This is a genomic window from Micromonospora sp. WMMD987 (assembly GCF_029581435.1).
Classification (GTDB): domain Bacteria; phylum Actinomycetota; class Actinomycetes; order Mycobacteriales; family Micromonosporaceae; genus Micromonospora; species Micromonospora rifamycinica.
Genome location: NZ_CP120861.1, coordinates 4,621,069 through 4,641,735, shown reverse-complemented (window position 1 = coordinate 4,641,735; position 20,667 = coordinate 4,621,069). Strand labels below are relative to the sequence as shown.

The window sequence follows — 20,667 nt, the reverse complement described above, 5'->3', positions numbered from 1 at the left end:
CGTGACCAGACCGGCACCCCTCGCCGCCGCCGGTCGGGTGGCCGGCGCGGCCGCCCTGATCGCCGTGCTGACCGTCCTGGCCCGGCTCGCCGGGTTCGGTCGTACCGCCGTGTTCACCTGGGTCGTGGAGGGCAGCGACCTCGGCGGCATGTACGTGATCGCCAACACCGTGCCCAACATCATCTTCGAGATCGTGGCCGGTGGGGCGCTGGCCAGTCTCGTCGTACCGCTGCTGGCCGGGCCGGTCGCGGCGGGTGACCGGCGGGCGGTGGCCGCCACCACCGGCGCGTTGTTGACCTGGACGGTGACCCTGCTGGTGCCGCTCGCGGTGCTGGTGGCGCTCTTCGCCGACCCGATCGTGGCGGTGATCTCCGACGGGCGCTCCCCGGCGGAACTGGCCGCCGGGGCACGGATGCTGCGGGTGTTCGCCCCGCAACTGCCGCTCTACGGCATCGGGATCGTGCTCACCGGGGTGCTCCAGGCGCACCGCCGGTTCGCCTGGCCGGTCGTCGCGCCGCTGCTGTCCAGCCTCACCGTCGTGGTGGTCTACCTCGTCTTCGGTCTCACCCAGGGCCGGGACGCGAGCATCGCCCAGGTGAGCCGGGCCGGCGAGCTGGTCCTCTCCGGCGGCACCACCCTGGGCGTGGTGGTGCTGTCGCTGTCGCTGCTGGTCCCGCTGCGTCGGCTCGGGCTGGCCTGGCGGCCCGGCTACGCGTTCCCGGCCGACGCCCGCGCCCGCGTCGGTGGGCTCGCCGTCGCCGGGGCGGTCACCGTCACCGCTCAGCAACTCGCCCTGGTGGTCATCCTCAACCGGGTATCCGGCGGGCCGACCGGCTCCCCGCAGGTCTACAACCTGGCCCAGACGATGTACCTGCTGCCCTGGGCGGTGCTCGCGGTGCCGCTGGCCGTCGCCGCCTACCCGGGGCTGTCGGCCGCCGCCACGACCGGCGACGTCACCGGCTACCGCGCCACGGTCGCCGCGACCACCCGGGGGGTGCTGCTGTGCAGCTTCCTCGGCGCGGCGGCCCTGGTCGGCACCGCCGAACCGGTCGGCCGGTTCTTCCCGCTCGGCGCGGAGCCCACCGCCGCCGCCATCGCCGGGTTCGCCCCCGGACTGGTCGGCTACGGTCTCTTCGCGGTGCTGTCCCGGGCGCTCTACGCCCGGGGGGCCACCCGGGCGGCCACCGCCGCCATCACCACCGGCTGGCTGGTGGTGCCGCTGGTGGCCGTACCGCTGGCGGCGCTGCTGCCCCGCGCTGACCGGGTGCTGGCGGTCACCCTGGCCAACTCCGCCGGCATGCTGGTCCTCGGGGTGCTCCTGGTCGGTGCCGTGTCCCGGGCCGCCGGTCGGGCCGCGCTCGCCGGTGCCGGTCGGGCCGCCCTCGCGGGTCTGCTGGCCGCGCTGCTCGCCGCCCCGGCCGGCGTCCTCACCGCCCGGCTGCTCGCCGACGGCGGCACCCCGACGACAGCGGGGGCACTCGTTCAGGGCATGCTGTCCGGGGCCGTGGTGGGCGTGCTGTTCCTCGCCGTCGCCTGGCTGGTGGACCGGCGGGACGTCGGGCCGCTGCTCACCGGCGTCCGTCGCCGGCTGGGCGGCCGGCGACCGGCAGGTGCCCCGCAGGACGGCGTCCCCCGCGACGCCGGTGACGGGAAGGAGACCCTCTCCCCATGACCGACGCGACGCCCGCCCCCGACCCCCGGGGCACGGTGGTGCTGCTGCTCGCCTCCAGCACCGGCGGGGTGGGGCAACACGTCCGGTCGGTGGCCCGGGGGCTCGTCGAGGCCGGCCAGCCGGTGCTGGTCTGCGGCCCGGCCGCCACCGACGAGCAGTTCGACTTCGCCGGCACCGGGGCACGGTTCACTCCGGTGGAGATCTCGGCCAACCCCACCCCCGCCGACGCCCGCGCGGTCACCGCGCTGCGCCGGGCGCTGGCCGGCACGAACGCCCGGGTGGTGCACGCCCACGGGCTGCGCGCCGGGCTGGTCGCGGCGCTCGCCCGGCCCACCGCGCCACTCGTGGTCACCTGGCACAACGCGGTGCTCGCCAGGGGGTTGCGCGGGCGGCTGTCCCGGCTCGCCGAGCGGGTGGTCGCACGGTCCGCCCGGGTCGCCCTGGGGGCGTCGGCGGACCTGGTGGACCGGGCCGCCGCGCTGGGCGCCGCCGACGCCCGGCTCGCCCCGGTCGCCGCGCCGGCCCTGCCCGCTCCCCGGCGTCGCCGGGCCGCCGTCCGCGCCGAGTTCGGCGTGGCCGCGGACCAGCCGCTGGTGCTCTCCGTCGGCCGGCTGCACCCGCAGAAGCGCTACGACGTGCTCGTCGACGCCGCCGCCCGGTGGCGTACCCGCCGGCCGCCGCCCGTGGTGGTGGTCGCCGGCAGCGGCCCGGCGTACCTGTCGCTGGCCGCCCGGATCTCCGCCGCCCGCGCCCCGGTGACCCTGCTCGGGCACCGCACCGACGTGGCGGACCTGCTCGCCGGTGCCGACCTGGCGGTGGTGACCAGCGACTGGGAGGCCCGGCAACTGTTCGCCCAGGAGGCGTTGCGGGCCGGCGTGCCGCTGGTGGCGACCGCCGTCGGCGGGCTGCCCGAACTGGTCGGCGACGGCGCGCTGCTGGTCCCGCCCGGCGACGTGGACGCGGTCGACACGGCCGTCCGGTCGCTGCTGGACGACCCGGGCCTGCGGGCCGACCTGGCCCGCCGGGGCGTCGCCCGGGCCGCCGGCTGGCCCACCGAGGCCGACACCGTCGCCACGCTGCGCGCCCTCTACACCGAACTCGACACCGACCCGGCCGGTGTCCCCGGGCACCGGGACGCCGCCGGCCGCACCGGTCCGGCTGCCTCCGGCACCGACGGCCCCTCGACGGGACGCTCCTGATGCTGCGCCGATTCACCCCGGTCCTGCTCACCCTGGTCGTGGTGGTGCTCGGCGTCACCGCGCTGGCGGCCCGCCCGGACACCAGCCCGCCCCGGCGCACCGCCGACTACGTGGTGCTCGCCGGGGTGGCCGGGCTGCGCTGGGCCGACGTCGACCCGCAGGCCACCCCGACGCTGTGGCGGATGGCCCAACAGGGGTCCATCGGGTCGTTGTCGACCCGCTCCGCGCACCGCCCGACCTGCCCGGTGGACGGCTGGCTCACCCTCGGCGCGGGCAGCTACGCCGGCTGGAACGGCAGCCGCCCGGCCGGCGGCTGCCCGTCGACGGAGGTGACGATCGAGCAGCCCGACGGGATCGGCGCGAACCTGCCCGACCAGGAGGGCGTGGTCGCCTACAACGCCGACCGGCAGCCCTGGGGCACGGTGCCCGGCTCGCTGTCGGAGTCGGTGCGCTGCTCGGTGGCGATCGGCCCCGGTGCCGCCGTCGCCGCCGCCCGGCCCTTCGGCCGCGTCGACCGGTACGCCCCGGAGCTGCCGGCCGACCCGGCCGAGCTGCTCGGCTCCTGCGTGCTGAGCATCGTCGACCTGGGCACGGTCAGCGGCGAGGATCCGGCGGACCGACGGGCGGCGGCCCGGCGGGCCGACGAGGCGCTGGCGAAGGTGCTGGCCGCCCGGCCGGAACGTTCCCTGGTGCTGGTCGCCGGGGTGTCCGACACCGAGGCACCGTCCCGGCTGCACGTCGTGGTCGCCGACGGACCCGGCTGGGAGAACGGCTGGCTGACCTCGCCCAGCACCGGCCGGGAGGGCTACCTGCAACTGGTGGACCTGGCGCCGACCGCGTTGATCGCACTGGGCCGGCCGATGCCCGAGCGGATCTTCCTCGGCCGTCCCGCTGTCAAGGTCGACGACCGCCCCGACGACCTGGCCACCGCGATCACCGCGCCGGCCGACGCCGACCGGGAGGCCGCCGCCCAGCGGGCCGTGGCCGGGTGGTTCTTCGCCCTGCTCGCCGCCGCCCAGATCGGCCTCGCCCTCGCGGTGCTGCCGCTGTTGCGCCGGGCTCGCCGGCTCGCCGGCCCGCACAGCCCGCCGCCGGTCTCCCGCCGCATCGTGGCGACCGTGGAACTGCTGCTGATCGCCGTCGCCCTGGCGGTGCCCGCGGCCCTGCTCGCCGACGCGGTGCCGTGGTGGCGCGGCGACCACGCCGGGGTGTACTTCGCCGGGGTGACGGTCGCGTTGATCGTGGGTGCGACCGCCCTGGTCCGGTTCACCCCCGGCCACGACCGCACCCTCGGCCCGCTGGGCGCGGTCGCCGGCCTGGCCACCCTGGTGGTCGGCGCGGATGTGCTCAGCGGAGCCCGGTTGCAGCTCAACGGGGTGGTCGGTTACTCGGCGCTGGAGGGCGGCCGGTTCTCCGGGCTGGGCACCGTGGGGCTGGGTGTCTTCCTCGCCGGCTCGCTGCTCAGCGCCGGCTGGCTCGCCCAGCGGGTCCGCCGGCAGTGGCGGCCGATGGTGGTGGTCGCGGTGGGCGGACTGGCCGTGGTGGTGATCGGCAGCCCCTACCTGGGCGCGGACTCGATCGGCGCGATCGCGTTGACCGCCGGGGTGGCGGTGGCCGCCGCGATCAGCACCGGTGGCTGGCTGACGGTCAGCCGGCTGGTCTGGGCGACCATGGCCGGCCTGGCGCTGACCATCGGCTTCGCGGTGGTGGACCTGCGCCGGCCGGTGGAGGAGCGGGGGGCGCTGGGCCGCTTCCTGACCGCCCTGGGGGAGGGCACCGGCGGGTTGACCGTGCACCGGTCCAGCTCGGCGAACTTCCAGACGTTGGTCAACAGCCCCCTGACCGTGCTGGCGGTGGTCGGCCTGCTGCTGGTCTGGTTCGCGCTGCTCCAGCCCTGGGGCGGGCTGATGCGGCTGTTCGGCATCTATCCGGCGATCCGGGCGGCGCTGGCCGGCACCGCGGTCGCGGCGGTCATCGCCGGACTGCTGGGCGGCACCGCCCTGGACGTGGCCGGGGCGGCCGGGGCGCTGGTGGTGCCGATGGCGGCGCTGGCCTCGCTGCGGGTGCTCGACCACTCCACCGACCGTACGGTGCCCGATCCGGGCCATCCCCGGCCTGACGCCCGGGGCGGGCCGCCCGGGGTCCGCCCACCCGACGGCGCCCCGCCCGGCGGACGGCCCACCGACGGCGACGCCCCGCCCGGCGGACGGCCCGCCGACACCCCGGGCGCCGGGCCGCAGCGGCATCCGGCGGCGTCCTCCGACGGCGACGCCCCGGCCGGCGGGCCGCAGCGGCGGGTGACGGAATCCGACGGCGACCGGGGCGGTGCGCCGCCCGACCGTGGGGACCGGCCGGCGGGGCGGGAGGCGGTTGCGGTGCCGGCGGCGCGTACCCCCGCGCCGGCGGAACCGGCGTCGATCGAGGTGGTGGCCGGCCGGTCCGGCCCGGGGTCCGGATAGCCCGGGGTCGGGTGCGACGCCGGGTGGACCCCGGCGAGGTGTTACCGTGGAATCCCGTGGATCGCGTGATCACTTTGCTGATCGGCACGGCGGTTCGCACGACCGCTACGGACGACACGGGAGCAGGCCTTGGCCCCAACAGCACGGACGACCCGGCACATCTTCGTCACCGGGGGCGTCGCCTCCTCGCTCGGCAAGGGCCTCACCGCCTCCAGCCTCGGCAATCTGCTCACCGCGCGCGGGCTGCGGGTGGTGATGCAGAAGCTCGACCCCTACCTCAACGTCGACCCCGGGACGATGAACCCGTTCCAGCACGGTGAGGTCTTCATCACCGAGGACGGCGCGGAGACCGACCTCGACGTCGGGCACTACGAGCGGTTCCTCGACCGCGACCTCTCCGGCAAGGCGAACGTCACCACCGGCCAGATCTACTCCGACGTCATCGCCAAGGAACGGCGCGGCGAGTACCTGGGCGACACCGTCCAGGTCATCCCGCACATCACCAACGAGATCAAGGCGCGGATCCTCGGCATGGCCGACCCGGACGCCGACGGCCAGATCCCGCACGTGGTGATCACCGAGGTCGGCGGCACCGTCGGCGACATCGAGTCACTGCCGTTCCTGGAGGCGATCCGCCAGGTCCGGCACGACCTCGGCCGGGACAACTGCTTCTACCTGCACGTGTCGCTGGTGCCCTACCTGGCCCCGTCCGGTGAGCTGAAGACCAAGCCGACCCAGCACTCGGTGGCCCAGCTGCGCAACATCGGCATCCAGCCGGACGCCATCGTGCTGCGCTGCGACCGGGAGATCCCGCAGAAGCTGAAGGAGAAGCTCTCCCTCTACTGCGACGTGGACTCCGAGGCGGTCGTCGCCGCCCCGGACGCCCCGAGCATCTACGACATCCCGAAGGTGCTGCACCGCGAGGGTCTCGACGCGTACGTGGTGCGCCGGCTCGGCCTGTCCTTCCGGGACGTCGACTGGACCAGCTGGGACGACCTGCTGGACCGGGTGCACCAGCCGCACCACACGGTCACCGTGGCGGTGGTCGGCAAGTACGTCGACCTGCCCGACGCCTACCTGTCGGTCAGCGAGGCGATCCGGGCCGCCGGCTTCGGCCACCGGGCCCGGGTGCAGCTGCGCTGGGTGCCCAGCGACGACTGCGTCACCCCGGCCGGGGCGGCGTCGGCCCTGTCCGGCGTGGACGGCATCGTCATCCCCGGCGGCTTCGGCGTACGCGGCATCGAGGGCAAGATCGGCGCCTCCCGGTACGCCCGGGAGAACGGTGTACCGCTGCTCGGGCTCTGTCTCGGCCTGCAGTGCATGACCATCGAGGTGGCCCGGCACCTGGCCGGTCTGGACGCGGCGAACTCGCTGGAGTTCGACGAGGAGGCCCGGCATCCGGTCATCGCCACCATGGCCGACCAGGAGGACATCGTCGCCGGCCGGGGCGACCTGGGCGGCACCATGCGCCTCGGGGCGTACCCGGCGACGTTGACCCCGGGGTCGATCGTGGCCGAGGCGTACGGCACCACCGAGATCAGCGAGCGGCACCGGCACCGGTACGAGGTGAACAACGCCTACCGGGACCAGCTCACCAGGGCGGGCCTGCACATCTCCGGCACCTCCCCGGACGGCCGGCTGGTCGAGTTCGTCGAGCTGGACCGCGGCCTGCACCCGTTCTTCGTGGCCACCCAGGCGCACCCGGAACTGAAGAGCCGGCCGACCCGCCCGCACCCGCTGTTCGCCGGGTTCGTCAAGGCGGCGGTGGCGTACTCGCAGGCCGACCAGCTGCCGGTGGACCTCGACCCGGTGGTCGAAGCCCGGACCGGGACGACGCCGGCCGGGACGACGCCGGCCGGGACCTCACCGGCCGAGCCGTCGAAGAACGAGGCGCCGACGCCGAAGGCCGCGGCCCGCAACGGCGCGTCGACGAAGGCGTCGTCCGCGTCGTGAGCGCCGTCGAGCACCGCTACGAGTTGCGCTCCCGCGCCGAGCGGTACGCCGGCCGGATCTTCACCGTGGTCAGCGACGAGGTGACCATGCCCGGCGGGGGCACCGCCACCCGTGACTACGTGCGGCACGTCGGCGCGGTCGCCGTGGTCGCCCTGGACGGGGCCGGTCGGGTGGTGCTGGTGCGGCAGTACCGGCAGCCGGTCGGGCGGCACCTGTGGGAGCTGCCCGCGGGGCTGATGGACGTGGCGGGCGAGGACCTGCCGGTGGCCGCCGCCCGTGAGCTGGCCGAGGAGGCCGACCTCACCGCCGGCCGGTGGGACCTGCTGGTCGACGTGCACACCTCGCCGGGTTTCACCGACGAGGTGGTCCGGGTGTTCCTCGCCCGGGAGCTGGCCGAGGTACCGGTCGGGCAGCGCCACGAGCGGCACGACGAGGAGGCCGACCTGCAGACCGTCCGGATCGACCTGGACGAGGCGGTCGGCATGGTATTGGCCGGGGAGGTCACCAACGGTCCGTGCGCGGTCGGGCTGCTGGCCGCCGCCCGCGCCCGGGACGCCGGGTGGTCGGTGCTGCGCCGGGCCGACACCCCGCTGCACCGCTGATCCGGTACGCCCCGCGGGGGCCGTCGCGGTCCGCCGCGCCGGCCCCCGCGGCGTCTCCCGCCGGGCGCGGCGGCACCCGGCCGGGCACCACGGACACCGGGGCGGTGGCGGGACACGGGACGCCGGGCGGGTTTCCCGACCGGCGGACCGGGCCGACCGGTGCGACCATTTCAGGGAGGCGAACGGCAGGCCCGTGCGGTATGCCTGACACATTGTCAGGCACAACGGGCACCGGTTGTCACTGTGCCTACCGTCGGCGGGTGGCGACACGCCTAGACTGCCGCCGGCGGAACCGGTGGACCGCGTCGGCAACGGAGCCGACCGGGCACCGCGCAGTCCGGGGTGCGGCACCCCGGAGGAAGGTGTCGGCATCGTGAAGGTCGGAATCCCACGCGAGATCAAGAACCACGAGTACCGCGTGGCGATCACGCCGGCGGGCGTCAACGAGTTCGTCCGCCACGGTCACCAGGTCTTCGTCGAGGCGGGCGCCGGTGTCGGGTCCAGCCTCACCGACGACGAGTTCGTCGCGGCCGGGGCCACCATCCTCGGCACCGCCGACGAGGTGTGGGACACCGCCGAGCTGGTGCTCAAGGTCAAGGAGCCGATCGCCGAGGAGCACCACCGGATGCGGGCCGGGCAGGTGCTCTTCACCTACCTGCACCTGGCCGCCTCCAAGGAGTGCACCGACGCGCTGGTCGACCGGCGGGTCACCGGCATCGCCTACGAGACCGTCGAGCTGCCCGACCGGTCGCTGCCGCTGCTCGCCCCGATGTCCGAGGTGGCCGGCCGGCTCGCCCCGCAGGTCGGCGCGTACCACCTCCAGCGGCAGGGCGGCGGGCGGGGCATCCTGATGGGCGGCGTCTCCGGGGTGTACGCGGCGAAGACCGTGGTCATCGGCGCGGGCGTGTCCGGCATGAACGCCGCCGCCATCGCCCTGGGCCTCCAGGCGGAGGTGCTGCTGCTGGACATGAACGTGGCCCGGCTGCGGCAGGCCGACGCCATCTACCGGGGCCACCTGCAGACGGTCGCCTCCAACGCGTACGAGATCGAGCGGGCGGTGCTCGACGCGGACCTGGTCATCGGGGCGGTCCTCGTCCCGGGGGCGAAGGCCCCGACGCTGATCTCCAACGAGTTGGTCTCCCGGATGAAGCCGGGCAGCGTGCTGGTCGACATCTCCATCGACCAGGGCGGCTGCTTCGAGGACTCCCGTCCCACCACGCACGCCGAGCCGACCTACCAGGTGCACGACTCGATCTTCTACTGCGTGGCGAACATGCCCGGCGCGGTGCCGCACACCAGCACCTACGCGCTGACCAACGTCACCCTGCCGTACGCCCTCGAACTGGCCGACCACGGCTGGCGCGACGCGTTGCGCCGCGACCCCGCCCTGGCGCTGGGCCTGAACACCCACGACGGCCGGGTGGTCTACGGCCCGGTCGCCGAGGCGCACGGCCTGACGACCCTTCCCCTGGCCGAGGTGCTGGCCTGACCGACCGGAGCCGCGACGACGGGGCCGGGGAACCCGCACCGGCCCTGCGGCGGGCCGTGCGCGGCTACCTCGACCACCTCACCGTGGAGCGGGGGCTGGCGGCGAACACCCTCACCGCGTACCGCCGGGACCTGGAGCGGTACCTGGCCACCCTGGCCGCCGCCGGGGTGGTCGAGCTGGCCGCCGTCGGGACCGGGCAGGTCGAGGCGCACCTCGCGCGGCTGCGTGCCGGCGACGAGGACCACCCCCCGCTGGCGGTGACCTCGGCCGCCCGGGCCGCCTCCGCCGTGCGCGGGCTGCACCGGTTCGCCCTCCGGGAGGGGCTGGCCGGTGCCGACCCCAGCCGGGACGTCCGGCCGCCCGTCGCCGCCCGCCGGTTGCCCCGGGCGTTGCCGGTCGAGGACGTGGTCCGGCTGCTGGAAGCCGCCGGCGAGGTCACCGCCACCGGCGACGGGGCCGCCGTCATGCTGCGCGACCGGGCGCTGCTGGAGTTCCTGTACGGCACCGGCGCGCGGATCTCCGAGGCGGTCGGTGCGGCCGTGGACGACGTGGACGTCGGCGGTGCGGCCATGGCCGACGTGGACGTCGGCGGTGCGGCCATGGCCGACGTGGACGTCGGCGGTGCGGCCATGGCCGACGTGGACGTCGTGGAGGGCACCGCGCTGCTGCGCGGCAAGGGCGGGCGGACCCGGCTGGTGCCGGTCGGCGGGTACGCCGTGCGGGCGCTGCGGGCCTACCTGGTGCGGGCCCGACCGGGGCTGGTCGCCGCCGGCCGGGGCAACCCGGCGGTCTTCGTCAACACCCGGGGCGGGCCGCTGACCCGGCAGGGCGCGTGGACCGTGCTGCGACGGGCCGCGCGACGGGCCGGGCTGCCGGTGGAAGGCCCGCAGGCGGTCTCCCCGCACACCCTGCGCCACTCGTACGCCACCCACCTGCTCGACGGCGGCGCCGACGTGCGGGTGGTGCAGGAACTCCTCGGCCACGCCTCGGTCACCACCACCCAGGTGTACACGTTGGTCACCGTGGACCGGCTACGCGAGGTGTACGCCACCACCCACCCCCGCGCCCGGGACACCCGCCCGCCCACGGCCGCCGAGGGTCGGGCGGGTACCCGCCCCTCGGACCGCTGACCGGCCGATACACCCGACACGCCGGACCGGTGCCGAACGCGCTGGTCGTCGGTGGCGTAGAGTCGGCATCGGCGCGGACCTCCTGGGCGACAACCGGGGTGCGCAGCGGCGCCGCGAAGGACGTCGGACTGCTCCGACGCCGGGTGGTCGTCGGGAGGGGGCAACGAGGACATGGCTGGCAACGGTGACCGTGCCGACGCCTGGACGTCGGAGCTCCGTGAGCAGCAGGCGTCGCTCGGCGCCGACCTGGGCCCGGCCGACCCGGCCGCCTACACGATGCGCAAGCCGATCCCCGAGCCGATGCCCACCGACCGGCACGGTCCGGCCCGGATCATCGCGATGGCCAACCAGAAGGGTGGCGTCGGCAAGACCACCACCACCATCAACCTGGGCGCGGCCCTGGCCGAGTACGGCCGCAAGGTGCTGCTGGTCGACTTCGACCCGCAGGGCGCGCTCTCGGTGGGGCTGGGCGTGAACCCGCACAACCTCGACCTGTCGGTCTACAACCTGCTCATGCAGGACGACGTGATGGCCGAGGACGTCCTGATCAAGACGGACGTGGCCGGACTGCACATCCTGCCCGCCAACATCGACCTCTCCGCCGCCGAGATACAGCTCGTCAACGAGGTCGCCCGGGAGATGGCCCTGGCCCGGGTGCTGCGCAACGTGCGCAAGGAGTACGACTACATCCTGATCGACTGCCAGCCGTCGCTGGGCCTGCTGGCGATCAACGCGTTGACCGTGGCACACGGTGTGCTCATCCCGCTCGAGTGCGAGTTCTTCAGCCTGCGCGGGGTGGCGCTGCTGCTGGACACCATCGACAAGGTCCGCGAACGGCTCAACTTCGACCTGGAACTCGAGGGCATCCTCGCCACCATGTACGACAGCCGCACCACCCACTGCCGCCAGGTGCTCCAGCGGGTCGTCGAGGCGTTCGGCGACAAGGTCTACCAGACCGTCATCACCAAGACCGTGAAGTTCCCCGAGTCCACGGTGGCCGGCGCCCCGATCACCACCCTCGACCCGGCCTCCTCCGGGGCGCGTAACTACCGGCAGTTGGCCCGTGAGGTGATCGCCGCCCAGGCCGACCGGTAGGCCGGGATGCGCCGTCGCCGCGCCACGTCCGACCCGCCCCCGACGGCGACCACCTGCGCTGCCGGGGCGTGCACTACGGTCGTGCGGTGACCGCGCCACCGCTGCACCCGCCGCCGCCCCCGCAGCCGCCGCCCGTGCCGGCCGCCGGGGCCGCCGAGGCGGCGACCGGTCCGACGGACGGGCCGCAGACCGGTCAGGGCACCGGCTTCACCGTCCGGCTGGCGAACTTCACCGGCCCGTTCGACCTGCTGCTGCAACTGATCAGCAAACACAAGCTGGACGTCACCGAGGTGGCCCTGCACACCGTCACCGACGAGTTCATCGCCTACATCCGGGCCATGGGCGACCAGTGGGACCTCGACGAGACCAGCGAGTTCCTGCTCATCGCCGCCACCCTGCTCGACCTGAAGGCCGCCCGGCTGCTGCCCTCGGCCGAGGTGGAGGACGAGGAGGACCTCGCCCTGCTGGAGGCGCGGGACCTGCTCTTCGCCCGGCTGTTGCAGTACAAGGCGTTCAAGGAGGCGGCGGCGCACATCGCCGAGCTGGAGGCGGTCGGCGGTCGGCGGTACCCGCGCGCGGTCACCCTGGAGCCCCGGTACGCCGAAGCCCTGCCCGACCTGGTGCTCGGCATCGGCCCTGAGCGGCTGCTCAAGCTGGCGGTCCGGGCGATGACCCCGAAACCGGTGCCGGAGGTCTCCATCGCGCACGTGCACCTGGTCCGGGTGAGCGTCCGGGAGCACGCGGCGATCCTGGCCGAGCGGCTGCGTCGGGCCGGGGTGGCCACCTTCACGCTGCTCTGCGCCGACTGCGGGATCACCCTGGAGGTGGTGGCCCGCTTCCTGGCCCTGCTGGAGCTGTACCGGGAGGGCCTGGTCGCCTTCGTCCAGGAGGAGGCCCTGGAGGAGCTGACCGTACGCTGGACCGGACCGGCCGACGGGGGTGCCGACCTGCAGATCGACGAGTACGCCGGCAGCCCCGCCGACCCCGCCCCGGCGGCTCCCGACCCCGGACAGCCGGCCGGTTCCGCGCCCGCCGTGGCCGACCCCGTACCGGCCGGACCCGCCGCCCCGGCTTCCGCCGGGCCGGTGGACGAGCCCGCACCGACGCAGGAGACGTGATGAGCGACGAGGAGCGCCAGGACTCGCTGGCCGACCAGGCCGCCGCCTGGGTTCCCCCGTGGGAACGCCCCACCGCCCGGCAGAACCCCGCTCCCACCCCGACCGGGGCGGCACCCCCGGAGGACCGGACCCCGGCCGGGGCGGCACCCCCGGAGGACCGGACCCCGGCCGGGGCGGCACCCCCGGAGGACCGGACCCCGGCCGAGGCACCCCCGGAACCGGACCGGATACCGGCCGGGGCGGTACCCGCCGCACCGGAGCGCACCCCGGTCGGGGCGGTGCCCGGCGGGCCGGGGACGGCGGCGGGGGAGCGGGGCACGGCGGGCGTACCGAGGCGGCAGTCGGCGGGGCGGCGGCGGGCGGCGGTCGTGCCGGAGCCCGCACCCGAGTTGGACGACGCGGAGCTGCGCGGCGCGTTGGAGGCCATCCTGCTGGTGGTCGACGAACCGGTCAGCGAGCTGCTGCTGGCCCAGGTGCTCGAGCAGCGGCCGGAACGGATCGGGCCGGTGCTCGACGACATCGCCGCCGGCTACACCGCCGCCGGGCACGGCTTCGAACTGCGCCGGGCGGCGGGGGGCTGGCGGCTCTACACCCGGCCGGAATACGCGGCACATGTGGAACGGTTCGTGCTGGACGGGCAGGCGGCCCGGCTGACCCAGGCCGCGTTGGAGACGCTCGCGGTGATCGCCTACAAGCAGCCGGTGACCCGGGGGCGGGTCTCGGCCATCCGGGGTGTCAACTGTGACGGGGTGCTCCGTACCCTGGTGTCGCGTGGGTTGGTCGAGGAGTGCGGCGCCGAACCGGACAGCGGGGCGTTCCTCTACCGGACCACCACGATGTTCCTGGAGAAGCTGGGCCTGGACTCGGTCGCCGACCTGCCCCCGCTTGCCCCGTTCCTCCCCGACGACGTAGAAGAGCTTGCCGATGCCACGCGATAACCGTTCCCCCAAGCCCGACGCCCCGGTGTACGAGGGCGCCGAACGTCTCCAGAAGGTGCTCGCCGCCGCCGGTGTCGGCTCCCGCCGCGCCTGCGAGGACCTGATCTTCCGGCGTCGGGTGACCGTGGACGGCCGGGTCGCCCAGCTCGGGGACAAGGTCGACCCCGCCACCGCCGTGATCCACGTCGACGGCGAACGCCTCCAGGCCGACAACCGCCTGGTGTACGTGGCGATGAACAAGCCGCGCGGGGTGGTCACCACGATGGCCGACGACATGGGCCGCAACGAACTCGCCGAGTTCATCGGCAACCGGGTGGAGCAGCGGGTCTACCACGTCGGGCGGCTCGACGCGGACAGCGAGGGCCTGCTGCTGCTCACCAACGACGGCACCCTCACCCACAAGCTGATGCACCCGTCGTACCGGGTGCTCAAGACCTACCTGGCCGAGGTGGCCGGGCCGATCCCGCGCAACCTGGGCAAGCGGCTGCTGGCCGGCGTCGAGCTGGAGGACGGGCCGGTGAAGGTCGACGCGTTCCGGGTGGTGGACACCCTGGGCCGAACCGCCCAGGTGGAGCTGAGCCTGCACGAGGGGCGCAAGCACATCGTCCGCCGGTTGCTGGCCGAGGTCGGGCACCCGGTGTCCCGGCTGGTGCGTACCTCGATCGGACCGATCAAGCTCGGTGACCTGCGTACCGGGCGGATCCGGCGGTTGACCAACGCGGAGGTCGCCGCGCTGTTCAAGGCCGTGGGTGACTGACCCGGTCGTAGCGGGTAGGTGTGCCGGTAGGCTTCCACGCGGCCCACGGGCCGGCGGGTGGCGTGCGTCGCCCCCGGCGGCGGCGCGTGGGGCCGACCCGCGGGGCGCGGGATGATGGACGACGATCGACGACCGCTCAACGGCGCCGGAGGAACCGGCGACCCGCGAGGTACGGGCTGAGGAGGACAACGGTGGAGGAAAACGTACGGGCCGGGCGTTGCGTGGTCGCTGTGGACGGGCCGTCCGGTTCGGGTAAGTCCACCGTCTCGCGGCGGCTCGCCGTCGACCTCGGTGCCCGCTACCTGGACACCGGCGCGATGTACCGGGCGATCACCTGGGCGGTGCTGCGCTCCGGCGTCGACCTGGCCGACGCCGCCGCCGTGGGCAAGGTCGCCGGTGAGGTCGAGCTGCGCATCGGCACCGATCCCCGGGGGTACGGCGTGACCGTCGACGGGGTGGGTGTCGATGCGGACATCCGGGGGCCGGAGGTGACCGGCGCGGTCTCCGCGGTGGCCGCCGTGCCGGCGGTACGCACGCTGCTCGTCGCCCGGCAGCGGGACATGATCGCCCATGCCGGCCGGATCGTCGTCGAGGGTCGGGACATCGGCTCCGTGGTGGCCCCGGACGCCGACCTGAAGGTCTACCTGACCGCCTCCGAGGCGGCCCGGGCCCGGCGGCGTAGTGCCGAGGACGCCGCCGACGTCGCGGCGACCGCCGCCGACCTGGCCCGGCGGGACCGGCTCGACTCCACCCGCACGGTCGACCCGCTGCGGCAGTCCACCGACGCCGTCGAACTGGACACCACCGAGTTGGGCATCGACGAGGTCGTCGCCCGGCTGCGTGAGCTGCTCGCCGAGCGGGGCGTGGCATGAGCGACGGATGGGTGGAGCTGCGCGAACCGGAGGCCGCCGTCGAGGAGCCAACCGGGCCGCAGCCCGTGGTCGCCGTGGTCGGCCGCCCCAACGTGGGCAAGTCGACGCTGGTCAACCGGATCATCGGCCGCCGGCAGGCGGTCGTGGAGGACGTCCCCGGGGTGACCCGGGACCGGGTGCCGTACGACGCGCAGTGGAACGGCCGGACGTTCACCGTGGTGGACACCGGCGGCTGGGAACCGGACGCGAAGGACCGGGCGGCGGCCATCGCCGCCCAGGCCGAGACGGCGGTGGTCACCGCCGATGTGGTGATCTTCGTGGTCGATGCCATGGTCGGCGCGACCGATGTGGACGAGGCCGCGGTGAAGATGCTGCGACGCAGCGCCAAGCCGGTGATCCTGGTGGCCAACAAGACCGACAACACCGCCATCGAGATGGAGGCGACCTCGCTCTGGTCGCTGGGCCTCGGCGAGCCGTACCCGGTCTCCGCGCTGCACGGCCGGGGCTCCGGCGAACTGCTCGACGCGATCCTGGACGCGCTGCCGGACGCGCCGAAGATCGTCGAGAACCGGCCGCGCGGCCCGCGCCGGGTGGCCCTGGTGGGCCGGCCCAACGTCGGCAAGTCGAGCCTGCTCAACCGGTTCTCCGGCGAGGAGCGGGCGGTCGTCGACGCGGTCGCCGGCACCACCGTGGACCCGGTGGACAGCCTGGTCGAGATCGGCGGCGAGACCTGGCAACTGGTCGACACCGCCGGGCTGCGCAAGCGGGTCGGCAAGGCCAGCGGCACCGAGTACTACGCCAGCCTGCGGACCGCCGGCGCCATCGAGGCGGCCGAGGTGGCCGTGGTGCTGCTCGACTCCCACGAGCCGATCAGCGAGCAGGACCAGCGGATCCTGACCATGGTCGTCGAGGCCGGCCGGGCACTGGTGATCGTCTTCAACAAGTGGGACCTGGTCGACGCCGACCGTCGGTACTACCTGGACAAGGAGATCGACCGGGAGCTGCGCCGGATCCCCTGGGCGATCCGGCTCAACCTGTCGGCGCAGACCGGCCGGGCCGTCGACAAGCTCGCCCCCGCGCTGCGTAGGGCGTTGGCGAGCTGGGAGACCCGGGTGCCGACCGCACAGCTCAACCAGTGGCTCACCGCCCTGGTCCAGGCCACCCCGCACCCGGTGCGTGGCGGTCGGGCTCCGAAGATCCTCTTCGCCACCCAGGCGGGGGTCTCGCCGCCGCGGTTCGTGCTCTTCACCACCGCGCCGCTGGACGCCGGCTACCAGCGCTTCGTCGAGCGCAAGCTCCGCGAGGAGTTCGGCTTCGAGGGCAGCCCGGTGGAGATCTCGGTACGCCCCCGCAAGAAGCTCGGCCCCGGCGGCCGAGGCAAGGCGCACGGCTGACCAACCTCCGGCGAAAGGGGGGTCGGGTCCACCCCGACCCCCCTTTCCTAGGATGCTTTAGGCGAGGTGGCGGCGGTCGCGTGGTGCGGCAGGGGCCTGTGCGCGCGGCGCGAAGATCCTGCGCTAAGCTGTACCGGCTGCCGCAGGGGAAACCCCGCGGCGAGCAACGGGACGTGGCGCAGCTTGGTAGCGCACTTGACTGGGGGTCAAGGGGTCGTCGGTTCGAATCCGGCCGTCCCGACAGACAAAAAGCCCTGACCAGCGGGAACGCTGGTCAGGGCTTCGACTTTCTTCTATGGAGATTTGAACCTCCCCCCGAAAACCCCCCGTTTACCGGGGTCGGCGGTCAGGTTCTGTCATCCATGTGCATCGTTGGGATTTGGTGGTGCGGAACGGCGGTGGTGGTGGGTGCCCAGCCGTTCGAGGATGTCGGAGACGTCCGGGGCTTGGACGGCTTTGGCGATGTAGTAGGTGTCGGTGACCTCCTCGCTGGAGTGTCCGAGCTGCGCGGACGCGCTCTTGGTGTCCTTCTCTTCCTTGATGAGGGTGGCGACGGTCTTGCGGAAGGTGTGCGGGGTGACCCAGCCGAGGTCGGTGTCGGCGCGGGCCTGACGCCACTGGCGGCGGACATTGTTGGGGGAGAGCCAGGTGCCGCGCCGGGACGCGAAGATCGCATCGTGGGGGTTGTCGGAGGCGTCGAGTTTGCGGTCCATGAGCATGCCGATGGCGAATCGGGGCAGAACGACCATCCGGTGGCCGGCGTCGCTCTTGGTCCAGGGTTGTCGGAAGATTCCCTGGCCTGTGACGAAGACCAGGGTGCCGCAGATCGTCAGGGTGGGGCGTTCGGTGGCGAGGTCGAGGTCTTCCCAGCGCAGGGCGAGGATCTCGCCGATGCGAGCGCCGGTGGCGAGCATGAGGTCGACGACGTCGGCCAGGTCGCCGGTGTGTCGGGGTCCGGGTTTGCCGGGGACCGGTCGCTGCCAGTCGCGGATGGCGGTTCTTACGGCGTGGAGGTGTTCGTCGGAGAGGGCGACGACGGTGCGGCGGGGTTTACGGAGCCGCCCGGTGTCGCGTACGGGGTTGGTGGGGATCGCTCCGTGGCGGACGGCCAGCGCGAACATCTGGCTGAGGACCACCTTGACGCCTTTGGCCGCTGCGGGGCGGTCCTTGGCGATCTCGCGGAGGAACCGGTCCAGGCGCCCGACGCTGGCCTCTCGGATGCGGAGGTTGCCGAGGGCGGGCAGGATCGCGGTACGCACGCTGGTCTCATATCGGTGGATGGTCTGAGGTGCGATCCGTTCCTCGGCGGTGATCTCTTCGATCCACACTTCGGCCAGGCGGCTGACGCGGGTCTCCCGGGTGATCTCGTCGTCGTTGGGGGTGGTGCGGTCACGCAGCTTGACCTTCAGCGCCCGTTCGGCTGCGGCGCGGGTGGCGTCGGTGGCCTCGATGTCACGGGTCTTGCCGTCGTAGTCACGGAACCGGGCGCGTGCGCGGAACCGGTTGGCGGCGAGCTTCTCGGTACGGATGGTGCCCCAGGTGCCGATGGGAAGTTCGGGTCGGGCCATGACTCACCGCTCCGAGTCGGTGTGGTCGTCGAGCCAGCGTTCGACCTCGCTACGCCGGTAGCGCAGGGTGTTGCCGACGCGGATGGCGCGGGGGCCCTTGCCCCGGCTGTGCCAGGCGTAGAGGGTGTTCTTGGGCTTGCCCAGCCAGGCGGCGAGGTCGTCGATGGTCAGTAGCGGGTCGGGCCGCCATTCGGGGACGGCGGGAGCGCTCATTGGCGGCCCATCGTGTTGGCGGGATCGGGCTGCTGACCTGATGTGGCGCGGCTGACCCGTCGCCGGTAGCCGGCGGCATCTGAGGGCACCGGTACGGGAGCGGGTTGGGGGATGGTCGTGCATGGGCCTGACTTCCATTCAGGATCCCAGCCTGGCTGGGAGCGGGGGTCGACGGCGCTGCCGTGGTAAGGCACGACCGCGGGGTGCGCCAGATGTGGACGTCGATCCATCCGTTCCTGCCCGAAGGTGTCAAGCCCGTCGTTGCTCCCTGCGCTGGTGGGACGGAGTGGACTTGGCGACCGGTGCGGGTGGTCGTCGTCGCCCGGCCCCTTTAGACCGCCCACGGGCGAACCCGGCTGGACCCTGGAGCCCGCGTGAGGCAGAAGCGGGGCGCGGAGTACAACCACGTCTTCGTGCTGCAAGAGCCATTGGGGGTCGCCGGTGGTGATCGCGTCACGGGTGTTCTTCTGCTGGAAGAACGAGGCGCGGGGGATGATCGAGCCGTTGCGGACGCCGCAGACCAGGGCGATGCATTCCTCGACGAGTTCGAGGCCGGCGTTGATGCCGGCGGCGGTGACCATGCCGGGGATGTCGATGAGTTCGCCGTGGCGGCGGTAGGGCCGGGCGGTGACGATGACGTGTCCGCCAGGACGGAGCAGCGTGCGGCAGCCGGCGAGGATCGCGGTGAACCCGTCGGCGAGTTGGCCGTGGCTGCAGTAGGCGAGGTTGTCGCTGCTGCCGTACTTGTGGTTGATCTTGCGGACTTTGCCGCGTCTCGGGCCGGGGGTGCGGACGTGGCCGTGGGTGGACGACCCGTAGGGCGGGGACGTGATCACGAGGGAGGCCCGGCCGTGCAGGCTGGCCGGCAGCAGTGCCGGCAGCGCGGTCGAGTCCCCCTGGTAGATCTCGCCCCGACCTGACGCACCCGTCTGGCCGGCGTGGTGGATGTTGGCGGCTGCGCTGGCGACCCATTCGGGTTCGTACTCGGCCCCGACGCCGTGCCGGCCGAGGTGCATGGCCTCGATGATGGTGGTGCCGATGCCGGCCATGGGGTCGAGGACCACGTCGCCGGGGTTGGTGTAGGTGCGGATGGCGTACCGGGCGATGGTGGGCAGCATCTTGCCGGGGTGGGCCAGCGACTCCGGGGTGTATCGGCCGCGACGGAGGTCGCGGGACGGATGCTGGCCGGTGAGCCACACCGAGCCGAGATAGCCCTCGGCGAGCAGTGCCGGCAGATCGGACCCGTCGGGGTGTGGCGCGGAGTCGTGCAGACCGGGGGTCTGCGCCGACCAATGCGGCTCAGGCATGGGTGTTCTCCTCACCGGTGGCGGTGGTCCCGAACACGAGCAGGTTCCGAAATGCCGGAAGGTGACGGCCGGCGAGCAGGCGCCTCCCGTCATCGCCTTCGTCGGGGGGTTCCGGGGTGGTGCGCGGTTCGTGCTCGGGTAGCGGAACGAGGACGGCGGGGATGTGCTGGTGGTAGAAGAGGCCGGCGGCGCGGGCGGCGGCGATGACCGTCGCGCGGTAGCTGAACCCACCGGGTGGGGGTGGTGTGGTGGTGAGTCCGGCGATCAGGAACCCGCCGGGGCGCAGCAGTTCCCGCCAGGTGCTCATTGCGGTGGTCAGGTCGTCGTGGGGAAGCCTCTCGATCGCCTGTGGTAGCGCCGCCAGGATCAGGTCGACATCCCGATCGGGCTGATGAGGCACATCGGAGTTCGGGCGTGCGGTAGGTGGGAGCTGCAGGCGTAGACCGTGGGAGTCGGTGAGCAGCTGGGCTGGTATCCGGTGCAGGTAGGTGGTCGCGGCGAGGGCGGTGGGGTGCGTGCCGAGGTCGAGAACCACATCTCCGGCGTCGGTGTACCGGCGGATGAGGTAGGCGAGATGGTTCGGGGACAGTCCGTGCCAGTCCGGCACTTCCAGGCCGTGCGTTCGCGGTGTGCGGGTGTGGGGGATGAGCAACCCAACCGGTACCGGCTGAGGCCGGTCACCGGGAGCGGTGGAGCTGGGTTCAGGCATGGCGTGTGGGCCACGTCCGCCGACGAGCGCTGACACCAAGGGATTACAAATCTGGACCTCGGATTGGAAGCCAGAGCCTGCGTTGACGATGGCGTGTTGCCCGCCGCCTACCTGAACAGGAGCGATGCAGATCTTGAATGGTCGGGTTGTGTCGGGTTCGAGGGTCAGTCCGGTGTGAGCGAGGAAGCCGCG

The 20,667-nt window shown here is 73.7% G+C and carries 17 protein-coding genes and 1 tRNA gene; 14 read left to right on the top strand and 4 right to left on the bottom strand.

Going from position 1 to position 20,667, the window contains the following annotated elements; all coding sequences use genetic code 11:
- Position 1 precedes the first annotated feature (1 nt).
- The 14 genes from O7612_RS19435 (at position 2) to O7612_RS19370 (ending at position 16,919) form a co-directional block, all read left to right on the top strand.
- Positions 2-1,672, top strand: a complete 1,671-nt coding sequence (locus tag O7612_RS19435; protein ID WP_282266271.1) for a lipid II flippase MurJ — start codon at positions 2-4, stop codon at positions 1,670-1,672.
- Positions 1,669-2,871 (top strand): glycosyltransferase family 4 protein, encoded by a 1,203-nt coding sequence (locus O7612_RS19430; RefSeq protein WP_282266270.1) that lies wholly within the window; start codon positions 1,669-1,671, stop codon positions 2,869-2,871. The genes O7612_RS19435 and O7612_RS19430 overlap by 4 nt, the downstream gene beginning before the upstream one ends.
- A complete protein-coding gene (locus tag O7612_RS19425) occupies positions 2,871-5,330 on the top strand; it encodes a hypothetical protein (protein WP_282266268.1) in 2,460 nt (819 codons plus the stop codon). The genes O7612_RS19430 and O7612_RS19425 overlap by 1 nt, the downstream gene beginning before the upstream one ends.
- 129 nt (positions 5,331-5,459) lie before the next feature.
- Complete coding sequence (locus tag O7612_RS19420; protein WP_282266266.1) at positions 5,460-7,283, top strand: CTP synthase; 1,824 nt, start codon at positions 5,460-5,462, stop codon at positions 7,281-7,283.
- Complete coding sequence (locus O7612_RS19415; RefSeq protein WP_282266264.1) at positions 7,280-7,885, top strand: NUDIX hydrolase; 606 nt, start codon at positions 7,280-7,282, stop codon at positions 7,883-7,885. The genes O7612_RS19420 and O7612_RS19415 overlap by 4 nt, the downstream gene beginning before the upstream one ends.
- Before the next feature lie 373 nt (positions 7,886-8,258).
- A complete protein-coding gene (ald, locus tag O7612_RS19410) occupies positions 8,259-9,374 on the top strand; it encodes an alanine dehydrogenase (RefSeq protein ID WP_282266262.1) in 1,116 nt (371 codons plus the stop codon).
- On the top strand, positions 9,371-10,504 hold the full coding sequence (locus tag O7612_RS19405) for a site-specific tyrosine recombinase XerD (protein WP_282273957.1): 1,134 nt from the start codon (positions 9,371-9,373) through the stop codon (positions 10,502-10,504). The genes ald and O7612_RS19405 overlap by 4 nt, the downstream gene beginning before the upstream one ends.
- Positions 10,505-10,675: 171 nt before the next feature.
- Entirely contained in the window at positions 10,676-11,599 is a 924-nt protein-coding gene (locus O7612_RS19400; RefSeq protein WP_067315071.1) for a ParA family protein, read from the top strand.
- A gap of 86 nt (positions 11,600-11,685) precedes the next feature.
- Positions 11,686-12,717, top strand: a complete 1,032-nt coding sequence (locus O7612_RS19395) for a segregation/condensation protein A (protein WP_282266260.1) — start codon at positions 11,686-11,688, stop codon at positions 12,715-12,717.
- Positions 12,717-13,655, top strand: a complete 939-nt coding sequence (scpB, locus tag O7612_RS19390; protein WP_282266258.1) for an SMC-Scp complex subunit ScpB — start codon at positions 12,717-12,719, stop codon at positions 13,653-13,655. Before O7612_RS19395 ends, scpB begins: the two co-directional genes overlap by 1 nt.
- Complete coding sequence (locus tag O7612_RS19385) at positions 13,642-14,412, top strand: pseudouridine synthase (protein WP_282266257.1); 771 nt, start codon at positions 13,642-13,644, stop codon at positions 14,410-14,412. Before scpB ends, O7612_RS19385 begins: the two co-directional genes overlap by 14 nt.
- 191 nt (positions 14,413-14,603) lie before the next feature.
- Entirely contained in the window at positions 14,604-15,284 is a 681-nt protein-coding gene (gene cmk / locus O7612_RS19380; RefSeq protein WP_282266256.1) for a (d)CMP kinase, read from the top strand.
- On the top strand, positions 15,281-16,678 hold the full coding sequence (gene der / locus O7612_RS19375) for a ribosome biogenesis GTPase Der (protein WP_067304620.1): 1,398 nt from the start codon (positions 15,281-15,283) through the stop codon (positions 16,676-16,678). The genes cmk and der overlap by 4 nt, the downstream gene beginning before the upstream one ends.
- 167 nt (positions 16,679-16,845) lie before the next feature.
- Positions 16,846-16,919: transfer RNA gene (locus tag O7612_RS19370), tRNA-Pro, on the top strand.
- 115 nt (positions 16,920-17,034) lie between these two features.
- Here O7612_RS19370 and O7612_RS19365 read toward each other — a convergent pair.
- From O7612_RS19365 to O7612_RS19350, 4 genes are read right to left on the bottom strand one after another with little or no spacing between them, the layout of a single operon-like run.
- Positions 17,035-18,246: a site-specific integrase gene (locus O7612_RS19365; protein ID WP_282266254.1), complete on the bottom strand. Its 1,212-nt coding sequence runs from the start codon at positions 18,244-18,246 to the stop codon at positions 17,035-17,037.
- Positions 18,247-18,249: 3 nt separating this feature from the next.
- Complete coding sequence (locus tag O7612_RS19360) at positions 18,250-18,459, bottom strand: helix-turn-helix domain-containing protein (RefSeq protein WP_067304616.1); 210 nt, start codon at positions 18,457-18,459, stop codon at positions 18,250-18,252.
- Positions 18,456-19,766, bottom strand: a complete 1,311-nt coding sequence (locus tag O7612_RS19355; RefSeq protein WP_282266252.1) for a DNA methyltransferase — start codon at positions 19,764-19,766, stop codon at positions 18,456-18,458. The genes O7612_RS19360 and O7612_RS19355 overlap by 4 nt, the downstream gene beginning before the upstream one ends.
- Positions 19,759-20,475 (bottom strand): hypothetical protein, encoded by a 717-nt coding sequence (locus O7612_RS19350; RefSeq protein WP_282273956.1) that lies wholly within the window; start codon positions 20,473-20,475, stop codon positions 19,759-19,761. Before O7612_RS19350 ends, O7612_RS19355 begins: the two co-directional genes overlap by 8 nt.
- Positions 20,476-20,667: the final 192 nt, after the last annotated feature.

What these genes read in the sequence shown, in the direction of transcription:
- O7612_RS19430 (WP_282266270.1), top strand. Translation starts at nt 1,669, where the DNA reads ATGACCGACGCGACGCCCGCCCCCGACCCCCGGGGCACGGTGGTGCTG.
- O7612_RS19425 (WP_282266268.1), top strand. Translation starts at nt 2,871, where the DNA reads ATGCTGCGCCGATTCACCCCGGTCCTGCTCACCCTGGTCGTGGTGGTG.
- O7612_RS19400 (WP_067315071.1), top strand. Translation starts at nt 10,676, where the DNA reads ATGGCTGGCAACGGTGACCGTGCCGACGCCTGGACGTCGGAGCTCCGT.
- scpB (WP_282266258.1), top strand. Translation starts at nt 12,717, where the DNA reads ATGAGCGACGAGGAGCGCCAGGACTCGCTGGCCGACCAGGCCGCCGCC.
- O7612_RS19385 (WP_282266257.1), top strand. Translation starts at nt 13,642, where the DNA reads ATGCCACGCGATAACCGTTCCCCCAAGCCCGACGCCCCGGTGTACGAG.
- der (WP_067304620.1), top strand. Translation starts at nt 15,281, where the DNA reads ATGAGCGACGGATGGGTGGAGCTGCGCGAACCGGAGGCCGCCGTCGAG.
- O7612_RS19365 (WP_282266254.1), bottom strand. Translation starts at nt 18,246, where the DNA reads ATGGCCCGACCCGAACTTCCCATCGGCACCTGGGGCACCATCCGTACC.
- O7612_RS19360 (WP_067304616.1), bottom strand. Translation starts at nt 18,459, where the DNA reads ATGAGCGCTCCCGCCGTCCCCGAATGGCGGCCCGACCCGCTACTGACC.
- O7612_RS19355 (WP_282266252.1), bottom strand. Translation starts at nt 19,766, where the DNA reads ATGCCTGAGCCGCATTGGTCGGCGCAGACCCCCGGTCTGCACGACTCC.
- O7612_RS19350 (WP_282273956.1), bottom strand. Translation starts at nt 20,475, where the DNA reads ATGCCTGAACCCAGCTCCACCGCTCCCGGTGACCGGCCTCAGCCGGTA.